Raw genomic sequence first — 20,470 nt, 5'->3', positions numbered from 1 at the left:
AAAGCGGTCACCTTGTGAATAGCCACCAAAATTCTAGACACACCTAACCATCTTTTGATGGGCCTTTTTATAATCTAATGGAGAACGCTGACCATTGGAACCATGTCTGCGTTTTGAATTATAGAACATCTCAATATATTCAAAGATATCAGATCTTGCTTCAGTTCTAGTTGCATAGATTTTCTTTTTAATTCGTTCCCGCTTTAATAGCTGGAAGAAGCTTTCTGCAACAGCATTGTCATAGCATGAGCAGTATACTGCGCAAGTCGTCTGCTCATATTACTTTCAAGATTATGATGCTTGAGAAATGTCTGCCATTCATGGCTGGTGTATTGGCTACCTTGGTCAGAATGGATCAGCACCTTATTCTTTGGATTCCTTCGCCACAAAGCCATTAGTAATGCATCTAAAACCAGGTCTGTCGTGATTCTTGATTTAATCGACCATCCAACAACAAGACGAGAAAATAGGTCAATTACAACTGCAAGATACAGCCATCCCTCATGAGTACGAATATAAGTAATATCAGTGACCCACAGTTGGTTGGGATGAGTTGGGTTAAACTGTCGATCTAAAGTATTTGCGGCAATAACAGATGGAGTACCTACATGAGTTCCAGGTTTGCGATAGCCACGCTGTGATTTAAGTCCATCAACTTTCATCAACCGATGCACTCGATTAATCCCACAATTCTCACCAACATCTTTCAGATCACAGTAAATCTTGCGATAGCCGTAGACTCCGCCAGATTCTAGCCAAAACTGTTTAATCAGTCCTGAAAGCTGTTGCCTTTTCTGGGCTGACTTGCTGATAGGCTGCTTTAGCCATGCATAATAACCACTATGATGAACATCTAGAGTTGAACATAAACGACGAACAGGCCATATATGCTGGTTGTCCTGAATAAAGGCGTACCTCATTTGGACTGGCTTGCGAAGCGGCGTGAAAGCAGTGCTTTCACTTTAAGTTGTCCCGTTCTTCAGTAACTCGTTGCAGTTCTTTTCTCAGTTTCGCTAGCTCCGCAAGTACATCACTAGACTCTACTACTATATTGGGCTGCTGTGGATCATAACGTTTAATCCAGGCATACAGACTATGGGTAGTGGTTCCTAAACGTGCAGCAACCTCGGCCACACTATGACCTTTCTCAGTGACTTGTTTTACTGCTTCAATTTTGAATTCTTCAGGGTATCGTTTACTGCTCATAAGCACCTCGTTAATTAGCCATTTTATCTAACTAAAAGGTGTCTACAAAATTAGTGGCTATTCAGATGATGGCCGCCGCTTAAAACTCCGGGGTTATGTAGGGACCAGTGTGTTAGGTAGAACAGTGGTTTGGATTAGGGCTGATGATTAAGGCTAGTGCTTCGTTGAAAACCCTGTTGTTGACCGGGACAGCGAATGCACTCAACCAGAAACGCTGAACAGGAATTACACCCCTGCAATATCACATTGGTCTAAGCTAATTTTAAACGATTAAGCTAAAGGATAAATTTAGCTAATCGTTTACTGCCTAATTTTAGCTACTTAAAAAAAGCTCTACAGCCTCATTGAAATGCTGGATTATTGTCCACTTCAGATCAACAGCACAATCAAGCAATCACTACTTAGTATCGGCCATAGGCCATAAAAGTAGCCCTCATCATTACTATTATTTGCACTCCCCATTTTCATTTTTCAATAGCAAAAGCGAATCATGCTATGTTGTATTTCTTTTTATTAGCCCCCTCAAATTTGCTAAAATATGCTCTTCAAGAAGGCTAAATCTCTTTAAGGATTCTATACCCAGTGAACGCTGCCAACCCCATGCTTGACCTTAGCTCCCATACTCCAATGATGCAGCAGTATTTTACCACTGATTTCATTGAATTTTCTTATGATTTTCTTAATAAGGTATACTACAAGGTACACTTTTACCAGAAATACCCAAGAACATAGCTTTAATGAAAATTATATTTAAATATCAATAACTTATTTTATAACTTAATCACGTAAAGCAGTCATTTTTTATTGAAACCATAAGCTCTTACACACTCTTCCAAAATAGCAATATTTGTCCTTTGATAATTAAGGGTTTTTTGATATTAAACATAAAAATTTATTTTTTCATTTTAGGCATATCAGGTATGATCAAGAGAATGATTTTTTTAGGTCAGTGGCGTGTTTGAACAAATCGATCAGTTAAAGCATCAGCTTGATAATCACCGTCCTCTACCGCATGCGGTGGTCAAGAACCTGCATGATGATCTGGTGTTACGCTGGACTTATCACTCCAATGCCATTGAAGGGAACACGCTTACCTTGCTTGAGACCAAGGTTGTCTTAAAAGGCATTACCGTGGGTGGTAAAGCAATCCGTGAACACTTTGAAGCGATTAACCATCGCAATGCCATTTTGTTTGTTGAGGATATTATTAAGGCTCTAGACTAGCAAGACTGTCATGTTAGTCTAGAAATATGATACAGAACAGTAAATTAAGTGATTATCAGCTTAAAAAAATAATTCAATGCTTTTGCATTGATATTCCCGGGTCTAAAACAGCTTTACGCCACAGTGTTGCTCATGCTGGATTTCAATCGTAATACCATTAACCACTGGTATCTGATCTTTAGGCAAGTCATCTATAAGCATCAAACTGCGCTAAGAATTAAGCTGGTCGGTGCAGTTGAGGTGGATGAAAGCTATTTTGGAGCTAAAAGACAACGTGGCTATCATGGCAAACTCAAACGAGGTCGAGGTACACTCAAGTAGCCAGTCTTTGGGATGTTTGAACGGGATGGCAGGGTGTATACCGAAATCGTGCCTGACTGTAAAAAGCAGACTTTACAGGCAGTTATACTCGGCAAGGTATCATTGCAAAGCGTGATCTATAGTGATGGCTGGCGTGGTGATGGCTGGCGTGGCTATAACGGCTTGGTTGATGTCGGATATTCAAGGCACTTTAGAGTCAATCATGGGGCTAATGAGTTTGCACATGGCGAATGTCATATTAACGGTATAGAATCATTTTGGAGTTTGACCAAAAGACGCTTAGCCAAGTTTAACGGAGTAACGCAATACTTTGATTTACACTTAAAACAAAGCGAGTGGCGGTGGAAAAAGCAGCCTGATGAGCTTGCTAAAGAACTCTGGAAGCTCATCAGTAAACCCTAATCTCTGCTAGTCTAGAGCCTTGTTTATATCAGTCAAAACTACACTGCACCCTAAAATAAATATTTTCGAGATTACCCTGTTTCCTGAAAATCCCCGATTGATTTCTACCAATTTACTATGCCATAAGCATACTGAGTCGGGATTTTTAGCTAAATTATGAACCAGCAGAGCCAGATTAGTTTCACTAGAGGCACACCTATGACGTAGGCTTTGTGCGTGATTTAACAGCAATATAAACCATACAAGGTCTGCATCAGTGTCACAACGCGCTGATCTGCAATCGCATAATAAATTTGCTTACCTTCACGACGGGTTAATACTACTTCGCTACGACGCAAAATGGTCAATTGCTGGGACAATGTCGGCTGCGTAATTCCAGTTGCTGTCTCAATATCCGATACATTTAATTCCTGCTGAACCAAATGACACAAAATGAGTAAACGGTCCTGATTGGCGAGCATTTTTAGCATAGCGGTTACCTCTCCTGCCTGCTCACGCAATCGTACTAATTCCAGTTTTTCCTTCATGCTTTACCCTGCATTATCAATTGTCATCTATCATCAATTACAAATTATATATTTTAATATTATATTTTTTTATATAATATTAAAATATATAATTAAGGTACTATGTCATGCATCCATTTTTAAATGCTTTTTCAGGTGGAATGCTACTGGGCATTGCCGCATCTATTTACCTGCTGGTTCATGGTCGTATTACTGGGATCAGTGGCATGATTGATCAGGTAATACAGCCTAACACATGGCAAGATAAACCGCTGTCACCCGCCATTTGGTTTATTGCTGGGCTAATCGCAATGCCCTATTTTTACAGGTGGCTTGAGCAGCCACAAATTCATATTTCTGCAAGTCCAGTGCTCCTGGTCATTGCCGGTTTACTGGTGGGTTTTGGTACACGATTAGGTTCTGGCTGCACCAGTGGCCATGGTATTTGCGGAATTAGCCGTCTGTCACCGCGCTCATTCATTGCAACTATTACCTTCATGCTTAGCGGTTTTATGACGGTATATATTATCCGCCATGTTGCCGGAGTAGTTTTATGATCAGACCTATCATTGACCGCGTGCTTGCATTGTCGGCTGGCAGCCTGTTTTCCATAGGCTTGCTATTTTCAGGTATGGCCAACCCACAAAAAGTACTAGATTTTCTCGATGTGTCTGGCAACTGGGATGCCAGCCTATTCTTTGTGATGCTAGGGGCAATCCTGATTGCATTTCTCCCTTTTCGATATGCCTTGCACCATCGTGTCAGCCTGTGGAGTGAGCCAATCTTACTACCCAGACGTACAGACATTGATATCAAGTTAATCTTGGGCAGTCTGCTGTTTGGGATTGGCTGGGGCATTGCAGGAATTTGTCCAGCCCCTGCCCTAACCCTGATTGGTCTTGGCCACTTTAAAGTCTTATATTTTATTATACCCATGCTGGCTGGAATGCTGTTGTACCGTCGTTTTCCTGGAGTGCACTAACATGAATATCAACCGTGAACTCGATAGTGTTGTAGCACCCTGGGTTCAGGAATTTTTTGATGAGCAAAGCAATACTTTTAGCTATGTGGTGACGGATAAAATCACACGTCAATGTGCCATTATTGACAGTGTGCTGGATTACGAGGCAGCTTCTGCTACCACGTCTACTACACAAGCAGATCAAATTATTGCGTTTATTGAGCAACATCATATTAGCGTGGCCTGGATTTTGGAAACCCATGTGCATGCGGATCATTTGTCTGCTGCACCATATTTAAAATCGAAATTGGGTGGCACTATTGCCATGAGCAATAAGATTACCTTGGTACAAAAAACCTTTGGTGCAATTTATAACCTTGACGTTAAAGCTTTAAATGCCCAGCAGCCATTTGATCATTTATTTGAGGACGGTGAAGTATTTTATATTGGTTTTTTAAAAGCTTATAACATTCCCACGCCCGGTCATACCCCAGCCTGTTTAAGCTATGTCATTGGTGATGCTGTATTTGTTGGTGATACATTGTTTATGCCAGATTATGGCACGGCACGCTGTGATTTTCCCAATGGCAGCGCCAGTATACTCTATGATTCGATTCAGCAGTTGTATGCCCTAAATGACGCTATGCGGGTATTTTTATGTCATGACTATAAGCCCAAAGAGCGTCAGGTATATCAGTGCAGCACGACGATTGGCGTGCAAAAGCAGTCTAATATTCATTTGAATGCGGCCACTGATAAGCAGCAATTTATTAAGCTGCGCGAACAACGCGATGCCACCTTAAGCATGCCCAAACTGATTCTGCCTGCCATTCAGATCAATATGAATGGTGGCAAGCTACCTGAAGCCGAGGCCAATGGCATCCGCTATTTAAAAATTCCATTAAACCGCTTTAATGCTTAAGGACGATTGATGTCAAACCTACAAGATCCGCGTGTCCTACTGGCACTGGAGCGCACCCTGCTGGCCTGGAACCGGAGCAGTATTGCCTTAATTGGCTTTGGTTTTTTAATTGAAAAATCCACCCTGCTAGTCCATCTGCTTGATCCGGTCAAATATGCAGGCAAGATTACCTTTAATTTCTGGCTTGGGGTCATTACCATCTGTCTTGGATTGATTGTGAGTTTCTGGTCAATTATCCAGTACAAGATTGCCTTACGCTCGCTTAATCCAGCTGAATACATTGCAGGCTATTCTGTCAATCTACCCATCGTGCTTGGCCTGTTTACCGTATTTACCGGGCTCCTGCTTATCGTGTCCTTTATGGTGTAAAACAGGCTTATTTATGCTACTACACTTGCTCTGTCACATCGTATTTACTGTTAAATGCCGCTTTAAAGGCTAGTGTGATCCGGGGTATATAATCTGATTAACCTGCCAGAATTGTTATTTTTTAATACGTCCCAGTGCTGCTGATACGGCACCAGTACGTGTTTCTACATTCAGCTTGCTAAAAATATGCTCCAGATGTTTATTGACCGTGCGCGGACTGAGTTCCAGAATTTCACCAATATCACGGTTGGTCTTGCCAAGTGCCACCCAGTGCAGTACTTCAGCCTCACGTGGGGTAATGCCACAGCATTGCATCAGTATCTCAGGTGCAGGAATGGTGTCCTGCGTCTGGATCATGACCAGATGGTTGCTTTGCCCATTCGCGGCCTGCTTCGTATCAACAAGCCGGGTCAGGCTCAGGTTTTGCTTTATGCCAGAAACTAACAGGCTGGATTGCGCTTCAGCGTGTTGAAACCATTCCCTGATTTTTAAATAAAAGCTGTCAATTTGTTCAATATTGTCCTGAAGCAATTGCAGAGCCAATGGGGTTTGCCAAATGAGCTGGCCGCTTGAATTGAAGGCTAGCATGGCAATACCAGCAGCATTGATCATTTGTTCACGCTGGTGTACCTGCCGTGAATTGTTAATATGAGTTTTAAGCCGTGCCAGAACTACATCATGTTGCAGCGGTTTGGTCACATAATCCACGCCACCACTTTGAAAACCCTGCACCACATGCTCGCTTTCGGTCAGGCCAGTCATAAAAATAACCGGGATATGCTGGGTTAGCGGATTTTCCTTTAGCAGCTTGCAGGTGTCAAAGCCATTGATTCCGGGCATCATGGCATCCAGCAAAATGGCATCCGGCATAAAATTGCTAGCGCGTTCAATAGCGCTATAGCCATCGGTGGCCACCAGCACCGTATAACCAGCCTGATCCAGTGTGGTATGCAGCAGCGCCAGATTGTCCGGTATGTCATCCACAATCAGTACCACCTGTCCTGCCTGTGCTAATGGATCATGCAAAGCACTGCTCATGGCCATTGCTCCTGTTGTAATTGCGTCTGTAATGCTTTGAAGTCAAACTGATTGGCCAGGGTTTTTAAGTGTTGAATGGCTATTGCATGCTCAGGTTGCTGCTGGGCAATTTTATCAAGTTTGCTGGTAATGCCGCGCACGTAGCCCATATTGACCAGTTGCAGCAAGGCCTGCCGATCTGTAGGGCTTAGCGGATTTATAACAACCGGATTGCCACTATCTGCATGTTGAAAGTCAGTTGTTTTAGCGACTGATATTTCAGCCAAGGTATTGCTGATCGGATTGGCATCGGCTGAGCTATCCTGTTGCGGCTTGATCCAGTTCAGGTGAAGCCGCTGGCCAATACGCTCCAGCAAACGCAACAGGTCTACCGGCTTTACAATAAAGTCGTCACGCTCAATCTGGGCATCATTGCTTTTGCCCTGCTCTTCGGCATTGGCCGATACAATCAGGATGGGCGCCAGGGTTAAATGATTGTTGCGCAGAATACTGGCAGTCTCCCAGCCATTTAAGTGTGGCATGGTTAAATCCATCAAGATCAAATCCGGCTGGAATTCCGGCACCAGACGCAGGCAAGCCAAGCCTGAATCAGCTTCGGCCAGTTCAAAACCAAGGGGCTGCAAAAATTGCCAGAGTAACTGGCGATCCAGCTCCTCATTGTCCACCAGCAGGATTTTCTGGCGTGGGCCTTCATAGCCAGTAATCTGGTGAATAATATTCAAGCGCACTGGTTGAGGTGATTGCACCTGCGGCAAGTACAACCTGATCTGAAAGGTACTTCCTGCCCCAACCTGACTGCGTACATTGATTTCTCCCCCTAGAAGATCGGTGAGCAATTTAGCAATCGTCAAGCCCAGACCTGTGCCGGCAATCGCATGGGCTGGCGTGTTACCACCACGCTCAAATGGATTGAAGATATTGGGCAGGTCCTCAGGCGCAATCCCACAGCCGCTGTCATCAATTTCAAAGGTGGCAGTCTGGTAGCGATAACTCACCTTAAAGACAACTTTGCCACGCTGGGTAAACTTGATCGCATTGCCAATGATGTTAATTAAAATCTGGTCGAGCCGTTTTTTATCACTGCGGATATATTGCGGCAGGTGCTCGGAAAAATCACAAATAAAGGCAATGCCCTTGTCGGTGGCCTGTGGCCTGAACATATCCGCCAGATAATCCAAAAATTCCGGCAGATTGATTTCGGTAGGCACCAGTGTGAGCTTGCCGGTTTCAATACGCGCCAGATCCAGCAGCCCGTCAATCAGGGAAATCAGGTGCGCACCGCTACGATGAATGATGTTCAGGTGGGTTTTGCTTTGTTGCGACAAGCCATGATCCTTGGCAATCAATTGGCTGTAGCCCAGGATGCTATTTAACGGGGTGCGCAGTTCATGGCTAATGCCAGTGACATAACGACTTTTGGCCTGATTGGCGCGCTCGGCCACTTGCTGCGCCTGCTGTAATTGCTGATCGGTAATCCGGTGTGCATCAATTTCCTGAACCAGCAGCGTGGTTTGCCGGTTGGATTCTTCCTGTGCCACGCGGCGGCTTTCATAAGTCAGTACCAGCCACCATGAGGCCACGCAAATCAGTAAAAATAAAATGGTAAAAATTTTGATAAACACTAACGCCAGCGAGGTTTTACTGTCACTGTTAAAATCCTGTAATACCAGGATTTCCTGAAAATAAATCAGTCCAAGGCTTGCACCCAGCAGCACGGTCAAAATCAGCACCAGCAGCAAATAGTAGCTTAACCGGGTATTAATGCGGGTTGACCACCGGGTGGGCAGGACTCTCTGGGCAATCGCCAGCAGTTGTGACGACAAACGCGCCTCTGGCTTGCACAAGTCATGGCAGCGTGCATCCAGTGAGCAGCACAGCGAACAAATGGCATCCTGATAAGCCGGACAATAGGCCATGTCTTCCTTTTCATATTTTTTTTCACAAATACAGCAGCCTTGTAGCTCCTGATAAAAAATCGTCGGTGGACGGGCAATGTAGTATTTGCTTTTGGTCAACCATGCAATCAGTGGTACACAGATAAATGAAGTCATCAGTGCAATAAACGAGGCCAGTGCTTTGGGCAATTCGCCAAACACCCCGGAATAGGCCGTAATCGACAGCACCGACGCAATCAGCATGGCACCCACGCCTACCGGATTGATGTCATATAAATAGGCACGGCGAAACTCAATGCCTTTGGGGCTTAAACCTAACGGCTTGTTAATCACCAGATCAGCCACCAGTGCTGCAATCCAGGCAATGGCAATATTGGCATACAGGCCCAGCACCTGTTCCAGCGCATGAAATACACCAAGCTCCATCAGCAACACGGCAATGAGCACATTAAATACCAGCCATACCACCCTGCCCGGATGGCTATGCGTCAATCGTGCAAAAAAATTCGACCAGGCCAGTGAACCGGCATAGGCATTGGTGACATTAATTTTGATCTGGGAAATCACCACAAACAGTGCCGTAAAGGCCAAAGCCACTTCTGGCTGGGCAAACACATACTGGTAGGCAATCAAATACAGTTGGGTAGGATCAGAAGCTTTATCCAGTGGCACAAAATGCTGCAAGGCCAGCACCGCCAGCAATACCCCGCCAAAAATCTTGAACATGCCAAACAAAATCCAGCCCGGCCCGGCAGTGAGCAATGCAGCATACCAGCGCGTCCGATTCTGGGGCGTTTTTGCCGGTAAAAAACGTAAATAATCGACCTGCTCCCCAACTTGGGCCACTAATGCAAAAATAACGGTGCATGCTGCACCAAAAAGCAGCACATTAAATTCCGGTGCCTGACCAAACTTGCCGGAAAAATTCAGGGTGTCCTGAACAATAGTAGGTTGCTGATACAACAGGGCAGCATACGGCAGGATTAGCAAAACCAGCCAGACAGGCTGCGTCCATGCCTGTAGTTTATTAATCAGGGTAATACCGCGCAATACCACCGGAATAATCACCAGTGAGCTCACCAGATACCCCAGATACAACGGCAGACCGGTAAACAGCTCTAGTGCCAGCGCCATGATCGCGGCTTCTATGGCAAAGAAAATGAAAGTAAAACTGGAATAAATTAAAGACGTTAGGGTTGAACCAATATAGCCAAACCCTGCCCCGCGCGTGAGTAAATCCATGTCTACGCCATAACGCGATGCATAATAGCTAATGGGCAGGCTGGTTAAAAAAATCAGCAGGCACACCACGCAAATGGCCACGAATGCATTGATAAAACCATAATTGAGTGCAATGGAAGCACCAATGGCTTCCATTGCCAGAAAAGACACTGCACCAAATGCGGTATTGGCCACCCGGAACTCCGACCACTTGCGCATGGTTTTAGGTGTATAGCGCAAGGCGTAGTCTTCCAGCGTTTCATCAGCCACCCAGGTGTTGTAGTCACGCCGGATCTTGATAATGCGCTGAGGTGCAGAACCATCCTCCGGCTGGGTAATTGCGCTGTCTGGGAATGGAGATGACATGGATAACACAACATTTAAAAAATAGCGTATCTCATCAATTCAAAAAGCGCGCCAAGATCAATGCTGCCGGTCCATTGTTTTTCTCATCCCACTTTTCATCAGCCCGGTCTTTTTCACAAGCTGGTTATTTTTTAAACCCGATATACGCAATGTGACGTATAGCGGGCAGTACGGCGTTGCCCGTAATCTGATTACAAGCTGGCAGGTGGCCTGTTTAACCTGCTGATAAACAGTTCAATAGCACAACAAGCTTGCGGTTTAAGCACTGCCTTTAACATTGCTTTTTCAGGAGTCGTCAACCATGACCAATCCCACTAAAACGCTCCAATCCACATTAAAAACCAGCCGTCGTAAACTGGTTTTGGGGTTAATGTCCCTACCGTTGGCCATGCTGCCCATTCTGGCACAGGCTGCACCAGCAACCGCAGCCATTAATACCACTAAACTTGCCGTCAATGACAAGGAAGTGGTGGTGGGTCAGTTGCACTCTGCCACTGGCACCATGGCCATCAGTGAAACCGGTGCCATTCAGGCAGAACGATTGGCCATTGAACAAATCAATGCACAGGGCGGAATCCTGGGCCGCAAGATTCGCATTATTCAGGAAGATGGTGCCTCTGACTGGCCAACCTTTGCGGAAAAATCCAAAAAACTGCTGGAAAAAGACCGGGTTGCTGCCGTTTTTGGCTGCTGGACTTCGGCCTCACGCAAAGCGGTACTGCCTATTTTTGAGCGCGACAATGGCCTCCTATACTACCCCACCTTTTATGAAGGGCTGGAACAATCCAAAAACGTGATTTACACCGGACAGGAAGCCACCCAGCAGGTGCTTGAAGCCTTAAACTGGCTGGCACGCGAGAAGAAAGCCAAGACCTTTTACCTGGTTGGCTCTGATTATATCTGGCCGCGCACCACCATGAAAATTGCCCGCACCCACATTGAAAAAGTGCTTAAAGGGAAAGTGGTGGGTGAAGAATACTATGCTTTGGGTAGCACCCAGTTTGGCTCGCTGATTAACAAAATGAAGCTCAAGCATCCGGATGCCATTGTCTCTGCGGTGGTGGGTGGTTCCAACGTGGCGTTTTACAAGCAGCTAAAAGCCGCTGGTGTGACTGGCAACAAGCAAACCCTGCTGACTTTCTCGGCTAGCGAGGATGAACTGCTGGGGATTGGCGGTGAAAACATGGCTGGATTTTATGCCTCGTTTAAATACTTCCAAAGCCTGAACAACCCCAACAACGTGAAATTTGTACAGGCCTTTAAAGCCAAATATGGCCCCAAAGCCGTAATTGGCGATGTAACGCAGGCAGCTTACCTGGGTCCATGGTTGTGGAAAGCCGCGGTTGAAAAAGCCGGCAGCTTTGATGTGAACAAGGTGGTGGCTGCTTCTCCTGGCATTGAGCTAAAAACTGCACCGGAAGGCTACGTGAAAGTGCATCCAAACCATCACCTGTGGAGCAAATCACGCATTGGCATGGCGCTGCCCAATGGCCAGTTCAAGGTGGTGTATGAATCCCCTAACCTGATTGTGCCAAATCCGTTCCCGAAAGGTTACTAGGCAATTTAGCCCTGACTTGATCTCTTGCGGTGATGGGCCTATGCCTGTCACCGTTAGGTTTTGGTGTTTTGTTCTGCTGCTTTTAACAATCTGCGTTCAAAGATTTTTTACAGACTGTTTTTCACTATTTGCTTTTAACCGTTGGATTGAATCGGTTGCGTTAAGCCAGGAATTTTAATATCTGCTTTTAGCACCTGCTTTCAAACCCAACGCTGGAGTTTGCCATGACCTCACTCTCAGAAATGGGCGCAATCTTCGCAATGCAAGGCTTTAATGGCTTATCGGTATTTTGTGTGCTGCTGCTAATGGCTCTGGGTCTTGCCATTATTTTTGGTCAGATGGGTGTGATTAATATGGCTCATGGCGAGTTTCTCACCATTGGTGCCTATACCACCTATATGATTTCGACCCTGACCGAAAGCTATGCCCCGGCCTTGATGCCCTACTACTTTTTTATTGCCATCATTGTGTCGTTCTTTATTGCAGGCCTTATAGGCTACGGTGTAGAACGTGTGATGATTTCAAGACTGTATCACCGCCCACTCGATACCCTGCTCGCAACCTGGGGTTTAAGTCTGGTGATGCAGCAGATCTTCCGCTCTACTTTTGGCCCCAAGGAAGTCAGCCCCACCCTGCCCGAATGGCTGATGGGTTCCTACCAGCCCACTGACCTGATCGATATTCCCATTAATGGCCTGTTTCTGGTGGGCATTACCTTAGTCGTCACCAGCATTATTTTCTATTTGCTGTTCCGTTCACGCTGGGGCTTACAAGTGCGCGCCACCACACAAAACCGCATTATGAGTAACGCGGTGGGCATTAATACCAAGCGGGTGGACCGCATGACCTTTGCACTGGGCTGCGGCGTGGCCGGTATTGCCGGTGCTGCCTTTACCACTATTGGTTCCACTGGTCCAACCTCTGGCTCGCTGTACATTGTGGATACCTTTTTAGTGGTGGTGTTTGGTGGCGCGCAAAGTCTGATTGGCACCATTGCCTCAGCCTTTTCCATTGCCCAAACCCAGTCGGTGCTTGAGTTCTTTATTAGTGGCTCAATGGCCAAAGTCATTACCCTGTCCGTGGTCATTATTATCCTGATGATTCGCCCGCAAGGTTTGTTTTCAGTCAAGGTACGCAAGTAAGCGCGTACTGATGCAAGGGCTGCGCAGGTCATTGCGCACGGTCTTCACCTCACTGACAGAAGAATGATCATGAAAGATACATTAAATGCATTACTCGGTGGAAAACAGGGGGCCATTGGCCTGCTGATTCTGGCGGCCATCATCCTGGTGGTGATGCCGGTTTTCTTCGACATTTTCCGCCTTAACCTGGTGGGCAAATATTTAAGCTATGCCTTTGTGGCAGTTGGATTAGTGCTGTGCTGGGGTCACGGTGGCATTTTAAGTCTGGGACAAGGGATTTTCTTTGGTCTTGGCGGCTACTGCATGGCCATGTTCTTAAAGCTGGAAGCCTCGGATGCCATCAGTACCGCGCACCAGACCACACCCGGCATTCCCGACTTTATGGACTGGAATCAGGTGACCAGCCTGCCCATGATGTGGGAACCATTCCACAGCTTTGCCTTTACCCTGTTTGCCGTGATTGCCATTCCCACAGCACTGGCCTTTATCATTGGTATTGCCATGTTTACCCGTCGCGTGGGTGATGTGTACTTTTCCATTGTCACCCAGGCCATTGCTGCCATCCTGACCATTTTAATCATTGGCCAGCAGGGCTTTACCGGTGGTGTCAACGGTATTACCGACCTAAAGACCCTACATGGCTGGGATATCCGCACTGATTCGGCCAAATACGTGTTGTACTTTGTCAATGCGGGCTTACTGATTGCTGCCATTCTGATTGGCCGTTACATTCTAAGCTCCAAGCTGGGCCGCCTACTGTCTGCCATGCGTGACAAGGAAGAACGGGTGCGTTTTTCCGGCTACAACGTCTCCATGTACAAGGTGTTCATTTTCTGTGTGGCCGCAGCCATTTCTGCCATTGGTGGCGCCATGTTTACCCTGCAAGTGGGCTTTATGTCACCGTCCTTTGTTGGCATTGTGCCCTCCATTGAAATGGTGATCTTTGCTGCCGTGGGTGGCCGCCTGTCATTGCTTGGCGCCGTGTATGGCACCCTGCTGGTCAATTTTGGCAAAACCTATTTTTCTGAATCGTTCCCTGAACTGTGGCTGTTCCTGATGGGTGGCCTGTTTATTGTGGTGGTGATGTTCTTCCCCAACGGATTGGCCGGTTTATACGATAAATATGTGAAGCCCTATTTTAGCGGTAAAAAACCTAAAACTTTGGCCAGCAGTCATCGTGTAGTGGCTGAACACAGCCCGGTCAGTGTGAACACAGCCAGCGTTACCGCAACCAGCACAACCGCAGCTAACGCAGAGGAGTCCAGCAAATGAGCCATCAAGCCATTGGCGTTGAAATGCCAAAACCAGTGCTGCTGGTTGAAGATTTAACCGTGTCCTTTGATGGGTTCAAGGCGGTCAACAACCTGACCATGTACATTGATCCCAACGAAGTGCGGGTGGTGATTGGCCCGAACGGTGCCGGTAAAACTACGGTGCTGGATCTGATTTGCGGTAAAACCCGTGCCACCAGCGGCAAAATACAGTTCAAGGGCAAGGAATTAATGGGCATGAGTGAGCATGCGATTGTGCATGCTGGCGTAGGCCGCAAGTTCCAGACCCCGTCCATTTATGAAAACCTGACTGTGTTTGAAAACCTGGAAATGTCCTTCCCGCGTGGCCGCAGTGTATTTGGAGCACTGTTTTTTAAGCGCACGCCTGATGTGATTGACCGGGTAAAAGCCATTGCTGCCGAGATTTTTCTCACCGACATGCTGGATCAAACGGCGGACTTGCTCTCGCATGGCCAGAAGCAGTGGCTGGAAATTGGCATGCTACTGATGCAGGACCCGGAGCTGGTAATGCTGGATGAACCCGTGGCTGGCATGAGTGTTTCGGAACGTGAAAAAACTGCGTTGTTGATTCGCAAGATTTGTGAAGGCCGCTCGGTACTGGTGATTGAACATGACATGGAATTTGTCAAAACCATTGCCGACAAGGTGACTGTACTGCATCAGGGCCAGATTCTGGCCGAAGGCAAAATGGAGGATGTGCAAAGTAATCCGAAAGTGATTGAAGTGTATTTGGGCCATTAATAGCAAGCTGCATTGCCGACGTTATTTAATGTTTCTAAATGCAATACTGGAGAAAACATGATGAGCAGTATGTTTAATATTCAAGCCCTGGCTTCCGGCTATGGACAAAGCGAAGTGATTCACCAGCTAGACCTGGACGTGGCCAAAAATGAAATCATTGCGGTGATGGGTCGTAATGGCATGGGCAAAACCACCCTGTTTAAAACCCTGATGGGCGTACTGCCAATCCGTGGCGGTGAAATTACGCTGGATGGCAAGCGTATTGAAAAAATGGACTCGTTCCAGCGGGTCAATGCTGGCCTTGCCTACGTGCCACAAGGCCGCATGATTTTTTCTACCATGACCGTGCTGGAAAATATCCAGACAGGCCTGCCTGCCTCAGCACGTGGCAAAGTGCCGCAAGACTTATATGAGCTGTTTCCGGTGCTGTACGATATGCGCAAACGTAAGGGTGGTAACCTGTCCGGTGGCCAGCAACAGCAGCTGGCGATTGCGCGGGCACTGGCCACCAATCCCAAAGTGTTGCTTTTAGATGAACCCACCGAAGGCATTCAGCCCTCCATCATTAAGGATATTGCCCGTTCACTCAAGCAAATCCGTGACCAGCGCGACCTCACCATTGTGGTATCTGAGCAGGTGCTCAGCTTTACCATGGACATTGCCGACCGCTTTTTTGTGATTGATAAAGGCAGTCTGGTGTATGAGAACACCCGGAATAATGTCGATGAAAAAACCATTAGCCAGTATCTGTCGGTTTAATGAATCGTCAAGTTGATGACTTGCCAATTTAAAACCTGCTGATGTAGCGCTTTATTGCTTTAACGATTAGGGTGCGTCAGCGTGCACATTTTTAGGGTCTATGCGTTTTTTTGCGTAGGCCTTTTTTATAAAAAAATATTATATGAAACAAATAATTAAAAATTTATTAATCCAACTGTTATACGTCATCCAACGTATATTTTTTTATCCTGGTTTATTCAATACTAAAGCCATCACAGCAGGACAGGCTCACTTAAACTACACGCTCCCAACGATGTGAGTGACCCTGTTCTGTTGTGTGTCTCAGCATTTAATCCACTGCATTTAGTGTGTTGAAAGAAGGAATACATCATGCGTCATGGCGATATTTCAAGCAGTCCCAATACCGTTGGCGTGGCCGTGGTGAACTACCGCATCCCACGCCTGCACAGCAAGGCTGAAGTACTGGACAATGCCAAAAAAATTGCCGATATGCTGATTGGCATGAAGCAGGGCTTACCTGGTATGGATCTGGTGATTTTTCCCGAATACAGCACCATGGGCATCATGTATGACCCTGACGAGATGATGGAGACCGCCGCCACCATTCCCGGTGATGAAACCGCGATTTTTTCAGCGGCCTGCAAACAGGCCAACGTCTGGGGCGTGTTTTCCATTACGGGTGAGCAGCATGAACAGCACCCGCAAAAAGTGCCTTATAACACCTTGGTACTGATCAATAATGACGGCGATATCGTGCAGAAGTACCGCAAGGTGATTCCGTGGTGCCCCATTGAAGGCTGGTGCCCCGGTGACCAGACTTATGTGTCGGTTGGCCCCAAGGGTTTAAAAATTTCCCTGATTATCTGTGATGACGGCAACTATCCTGAAATCTGGCGCGACTGTGCCATGAAGGGAGCCGAGCTGATCGTACGCTGTCAGGGCTATATGTACCCCGCCAAGGAACAGCAGGTGATGATGGCCAAAACCATGGCCTGGGCCAATAACTGTTATGTGGCTGTCGCCAACTGTACTGGTTTCGATGGCGTTTATACCTATTTTGGCCATTCAGCGATTGTCGGCTTTGACGGCCGCACGCTGGGTGAATGTGGCGAAGAGGAAAACGGTATTCAGTACGCGCAGTTGTCCATTCCCGAAATCCGTGATGCGCGCAAATACGACCAGGCGCAAAACCATTTGTTCAAGCTGCTGCACCGTGGCTATACCGGTGTTTACAACAATGGTGATGGCGACAAGGGCATAGCCACCTGCCCGTTTGATTTTTACCGTACCTGGGTGCTGGATGCTGAAAAAGCACAGGCCAACGTCGAAAGCTTTACCCGTTCCACCATTGGCGTGGCTGAATGCCCGATTGGCAACCTGCCGCATGAAGGACTGGAAAAAGAGGCTTAAGCGCTTTACCTGACAGGAAAGGGCTAATACAGCAAATTAAGCACAAAGGGTTTAGCCATGCCATTTATCAATGATGTGCTGGAACATAACCGTGAGGTTAATGCCCAGCAGACCCACGCTAAAACAGTCAGTGAGCAACGTCTGCATCATTCCCGTTTTGTGTTCGAACCACAAGCGGTCATGCAGCATTTGCGTGCCCGCATTGTGGGCCAGGATGCTGCCCTGACTGACATTGAAAATATGCTGAATGTGGTGAAGGCTGATTTTTCCAGCAGTGAGCGCCCATTATCTGTCACCCTCATGCTGGGGCCAACCGGGGTAGGCAAAACCGAAACCGTGCGGCTGATCAGTGAAGCCATCCATAATCGGCCGGATGCCTTTTGCCGTATTGATATGAATACCCTGGCACAGGAACATTATGCCGCTGCCCTCACCGGTGCACCACCGGGTTATGTCGGTAGCAAGGAAGGCACCACCCTGTTTGACATTGAAGCCATACAGGGCAGCTTTAGCAAACCCGGCATTGTGCTGTTTGATGAACTGGAAAAAGCCAGTAAGGAAGTCATCCGCAGCCTGCTGAACGTACTCGACAGCGGCACACTAACCTTGTCGTCTGGCAGCAGAACCATTGATTTTAAAAACACCCTGATCTTTATGACCAGCAATGTGGGCGCACGTCAGGCACAACATGCCTTTAAGTATTCTTCCAGGCTACCCAGACCGGCACAACGTTTATGCGCACGCCTGTATGAACACTTGGGCAAATCGCCCAGGCATGTCATTGAACAAGCCTTACATCAACAGTTTGATCCTGAATTTTTAAACCGTATTGACCGGATTTTGCAGTACCAGCCTGTCGACCAATACTGGCTTGATGCCCTGACTGATATTGAACTGGACAAGTTAAACCAGCGTCTGCGCAAACAGGGACGCCAGCTCAGTGTTGATGCCAGCACACGGGCACTACTGCACCATCAGCATAATGTCCGTTTTGGCGCACGTGATCTGGCGCGCAAGTTTCGCACCCAACTGGAACCGGTACTGGCACGTTTTATCCTTGAGCACCCAGAACAGCAGCAATTGTATATGACGGTCAAAAACCGGCAATTTGCCGTTATGGCACATCCGGTTGATTCCTGACCCGAGCTGGCCCAATGAGCTGGTATTTAAAACAGCAAGTTGGCCCACCTGCTGACCAGACTGCATTTTCACCGCCAATCCCTTGGCAACCTGATCGTAAATTCAAGTCGCAACACCATACACATACCGAGGACTTCACCATGCAACATATCAAAATTAAACCTGGGGTACCGCTAGCCGAACAAGCTGAACTGGGACATAACCGTTGGCATCCAGACATCCCATTTTTAACCTCAGTAAAGCCAGGGGAAGAAATTCTGCTGGAAAGCCTGGATTTTCTGGATGCCCAAATCAAGGATACCGACACCGTTGACGATATTATCAATGTTGATTTAACCCGCGCCCATCCGTTAACCGGGCCCTTTTACGTGGAAGGCGCTGAACCGGGCGACTTATTGGTGATTGATCTGCTGGACATTAAACCGGTTACCCCGATTGGTTTTTCCGGCGTATTTGCCAAGGAAAATGGCGGTGGCTTTCTGGCGGATTATTTTCCGGATGCCGACAAGGCGATCTGGGATTTAAAGGGCCTATATGCCACATCACGGCATATTCCCGGCGTGCGCATTGCTGGCCTTACCCATCCTGGCCTGATGGGTTGCCTGCCTTCCATGGATTTATTAAAAGAATGGAACCGCCGTGAAGCGCTGCTGGTGCCCAAAGGCCAGGCCAATCCTCCCGATCCGCGCACCGCTGTATTGCGTGGCCTGCAAGGTGCCGAGTTCGACCGAATGGCAAGCGAGGCCGCCCGTACGGTTCCACCGCGTGAACATGGCGGGAATACCGACATCAAGGATCTGTCTGCCGGGACACGCATTTTCTTCCCAGTGTATGTGGAAGGTGCCGGTTTCTCGATGGGTGACCTGCACTTCTCCCAAGGAGATGGCGAAATTGGCTTTTGTGGTGCCATTGAGATGGATGGCGTCACCCGCGTGGGCTTTGACCTGATTAAGGGGGGCATGGCCAAGTACAATATTGACGCACCCATTTTTATTCCAAGTCCGGTCAAACCCAACTACGACGAATGGCTCACCTTTGAAGGCATTAGCGTTGAAAACGGCGTGAACTATTATCTGGATGCCAGCGTGGCCTATCGTCAGGCCTGTTTAAAAGCCATCAAGTATCTGGAAAATTTCGGCTTTACCGGTAGTCAGGCGTATATGCTGCTTACAGCGGCACCGGTTGAGGGCCGCATTGGTGGCATTGTAGATATTCCCAATTGTGCCTGCACCATTTCGCTGCCTACTGGAATTTTTGAGCAGGACATTTTACCCAAAGGCATGCTGAGTGAGAAAAAATACTGGGGGCATGAGCGCTAAACTTTAATGACAGTGGCCTAAAAACCCAAGCAAACCTCCCCAGCCATGGGGAGGCTTTTTAAGTCATCAATAATTTGGGTTAAGGAGTTTTACCATGCCCTTATATGACATACGTTGCCAGCATTGCGACGGTATTTTTGAACAACAGCTGGCCATCTCTGCGCTATCGACAGAAATTTCCTGTCGTTACTGTCAACAGCAAACCCTGGCCAAGCCGCTGCTCACTGGACGGGTGCAGTTTAAAACCAACTACAAATGGCAACCGCAAAGCAAAGCTGAACAACTGGCGGGAAAAGATATTAGCGGACCGGGCACTGAAAAAAATGCGGCACGCAACTCGGTACTGCATAATTGCAAGGGCATGAACTGCAGTGTTTGCGGAATTTGAACGTCAAATGCAGTGATCCGGTCTATTGATCTGATCGTGCTTTTTTAACATTATATTTTTATAATACTCATTAGATCTCTTGCATAAGTCTGGTTTCGACAAGCGCAACCAACGCTGCCTGAGCCTGTCGAAGGCGAGTTGGTACAACTTATGAAAGAAGTCTAATATAGAAAATTGACCTAATAGACCTCTTTCATAAGTCATCTTTTAACCAGTTCAAGATTAAAGATTGCAGCGATCAAATTGAAGCGTAAACTAATTCTAGATCGTCTATTTCTGTAGGGCGAGCTTAGGATGTTAAACCGTTT

General features: G+C 47.0%; 16 protein-coding genes and 4 pseudogenes. 15 read left to right on the top strand and 5 right to left on the bottom strand.

Going from position 1 to position 20,470, the window contains the following annotated elements; all coding sequences use genetic code 11:
- Positions 1-33 precede the first annotated feature (33 nt).
- A pseudogene (locus E2B99_RS05475) lies at positions 34-1,206 on the bottom strand (IS3 family transposase).
- Positions 1,207-2,160: 954 nt separating this feature from the next.
- On the opposite strand from E2B99_RS05475, the pseudogene E2B99_RS05465 reads away from it, so the two are divergent.
- Both E2B99_RS05465 and E2B99_RS05460 read left to right on the top strand, forming a co-directional pair.
- Positions 2,161-2,418 (top strand): annotated as a pseudogene (locus tag E2B99_RS05465) (Fic family protein); the annotation flags it as partial.
- 38 nt (positions 2,419-2,456) lie between these two features.
- Positions 2,457-3,153, top strand: a pseudogene (locus E2B99_RS05460) (IS1595 family transposase).
- A 221-nt stretch (positions 3,154-3,374) separates the two neighbouring features.
- Here E2B99_RS05460 and E2B99_RS05455 read toward each other — a convergent pair.
- The gene (locus E2B99_RS05455) at positions 3,375-3,680 is read right to left on the bottom strand and encodes an ArsR/SmtB family transcription factor (protein ID WP_134243946.1); all 306 of its coding nucleotides are present in this window, start codon (positions 3,678-3,680) and stop codon (positions 3,375-3,377) included.
- Between the two features lie 107 nt (positions 3,681-3,787).
- Between E2B99_RS05455 and E2B99_RS05450 the strand changes: the two genes are divergently transcribed.
- Genes E2B99_RS05450 through E2B99_RS05435 form a run of 4 tightly spaced genes read left to right on the top strand, consistent with a single transcriptional unit; the run spans position 3,788 to position 5,911 of the window.
- The gene (locus tag E2B99_RS05450; RefSeq protein WP_134243945.1) at positions 3,788-4,216 is read left to right on the top strand and encodes a YeeE/YedE family protein; all 429 of its coding nucleotides are present in this window, start codon (positions 3,788-3,790) and stop codon (positions 4,214-4,216) included.
- Entirely contained in the window at positions 4,213-4,641 is a 429-nt protein-coding gene (locus E2B99_RS05445; RefSeq protein ID WP_134243944.1) for a DUF6691 family protein, read from the top strand. The genes E2B99_RS05450 and E2B99_RS05445 overlap by 4 nt, the downstream gene beginning before the upstream one ends.
- Position 4,642: 1 nt before the next feature.
- Positions 4,643-5,542: an MBL fold metallo-hydrolase gene (locus E2B99_RS05440; protein ID WP_134243943.1), complete on the top strand. Its 900-nt coding sequence runs from the start codon at positions 4,643-4,645 to the stop codon at positions 5,540-5,542.
- Positions 5,543-5,551: 9 nt separating this feature from the next.
- Entirely contained in the window at positions 5,552-5,911 is a 360-nt protein-coding gene (locus tag E2B99_RS05435) for a YidH family protein (RefSeq protein WP_134243942.1), read from the top strand.
- Positions 5,912-6,025: 114 nt separating this feature from the next.
- Here the strand turns inward: E2B99_RS05435 and E2B99_RS05430 are convergent, their stop codons facing one another.
- On the bottom strand, positions 6,026-6,949 hold the full coding sequence (locus tag E2B99_RS05430; protein ID WP_240687747.1) for a response regulator transcription factor: 924 nt from the start codon (positions 6,947-6,949) through the stop codon (positions 6,026-6,028).
- Positions 6,946-10,431, bottom strand: coding sequence for a hybrid sensor histidine kinase/response regulator (locus E2B99_RS05425; RefSeq protein ID WP_134243940.1), 3,486 nt, complete (start codon positions 10,429-10,431; stop codon positions 6,946-6,948). Before E2B99_RS05425 ends, E2B99_RS05430 begins: the two co-directional genes overlap by 4 nt.
- A gap of 301 nt (positions 10,432-10,732) precedes the next feature.
- Between E2B99_RS05425 and urtA the strand changes: the two genes are divergently transcribed.
- From urtA to E2B99_RS05380, 9 genes are all read left to right on the top strand, one after another.
- The gene (urtA, locus tag E2B99_RS05420; protein WP_134243939.1) at positions 10,733-11,989 is read left to right on the top strand and encodes an urea ABC transporter substrate-binding protein; all 1,257 of its coding nucleotides are present in this window, start codon (positions 10,733-10,735) and stop codon (positions 11,987-11,989) included.
- Positions 11,990-12,213: 224 nt separating this feature from the next.
- The gene (urtB, locus tag E2B99_RS05415) at positions 12,214-13,131 is read left to right on the top strand and encodes an urea ABC transporter permease subunit UrtB (RefSeq protein ID WP_134243938.1); all 918 of its coding nucleotides are present in this window, start codon (positions 12,214-12,216) and stop codon (positions 13,129-13,131) included.
- 69 nt (positions 13,132-13,200) lie between these two features.
- Positions 13,201-14,403, top strand: a complete 1,203-nt coding sequence (gene urtC / locus E2B99_RS05410) for an urea ABC transporter permease subunit UrtC (RefSeq protein ID WP_134243937.1) — start codon at positions 13,201-13,203, stop codon at positions 14,401-14,403.
- Entirely contained in the window at positions 14,400-15,164 is a 765-nt protein-coding gene (gene urtD / locus E2B99_RS05405; RefSeq protein WP_134243936.1) for an urea ABC transporter ATP-binding protein UrtD, read from the top strand. Before urtC ends, urtD begins: the two co-directional genes overlap by 4 nt.
- Positions 15,165-15,233: 69 nt before the next feature.
- Complete coding sequence (gene urtE / locus E2B99_RS05400) at positions 15,234-15,923, top strand: urea ABC transporter ATP-binding subunit UrtE (RefSeq protein ID WP_134243984.1); 690 nt, start codon at positions 15,234-15,236, stop codon at positions 15,921-15,923.
- A 351-nt stretch (positions 15,924-16,274) separates the two neighbouring features.
- Positions 16,275-17,315 carry an aliphatic amidase gene (locus E2B99_RS05395; protein WP_134243935.1) on the top strand — a complete coding sequence of 347 codons (1,041 nt, stop codon included), beginning with the start codon at positions 16,275-16,277 and terminating at the stop codon, positions 17,313-17,315.
- Between the two features lie 57 nt (positions 17,316-17,372).
- Positions 17,373-18,455: an AAA family ATPase gene (locus E2B99_RS05390; RefSeq protein WP_134243934.1), complete on the top strand. Its 1,083-nt coding sequence runs from the start codon at positions 17,373-17,375 to the stop codon at positions 18,453-18,455.
- A gap of 140 nt (positions 18,456-18,595) precedes the next feature.
- Positions 18,596-19,774, top strand: a complete 1,179-nt coding sequence (fmdA, locus tag E2B99_RS05385; protein ID WP_134243983.1) for a formamidase — start codon at positions 18,596-18,598, stop codon at positions 19,772-19,774.
- A gap of 94 nt (positions 19,775-19,868) precedes the next feature.
- The gene (locus tag E2B99_RS05380) at positions 19,869-20,162 is read left to right on the top strand and encodes an FmdB family zinc ribbon protein (protein ID WP_134243933.1); all 294 of its coding nucleotides are present in this window, start codon (positions 19,869-19,871) and stop codon (positions 20,160-20,162) included.
- Positions 20,163-20,362: 200 nt separating this feature from the next.
- On the opposite strand, the pseudogene E2B99_RS05375 reads toward E2B99_RS05380, so the two are convergent.
- Positions 20,363-20,470, bottom strand: a pseudogene (locus E2B99_RS05375) (IS5/IS1182 family transposase); the annotation flags it as partial.

Source organism: Alkanindiges illinoisensis (genome assembly GCF_004377485.1).
GTDB classification, from domain to species: domain Bacteria; phylum Pseudomonadota; class Gammaproteobacteria; order Pseudomonadales; family Moraxellaceae; genus Alkanindiges; species Alkanindiges illinoisensis_A.
The sequence above is the reverse complement of the archived record's forward strand: the minus strand, read 5'-3'. Positions and strand labels throughout refer to the sequence as shown.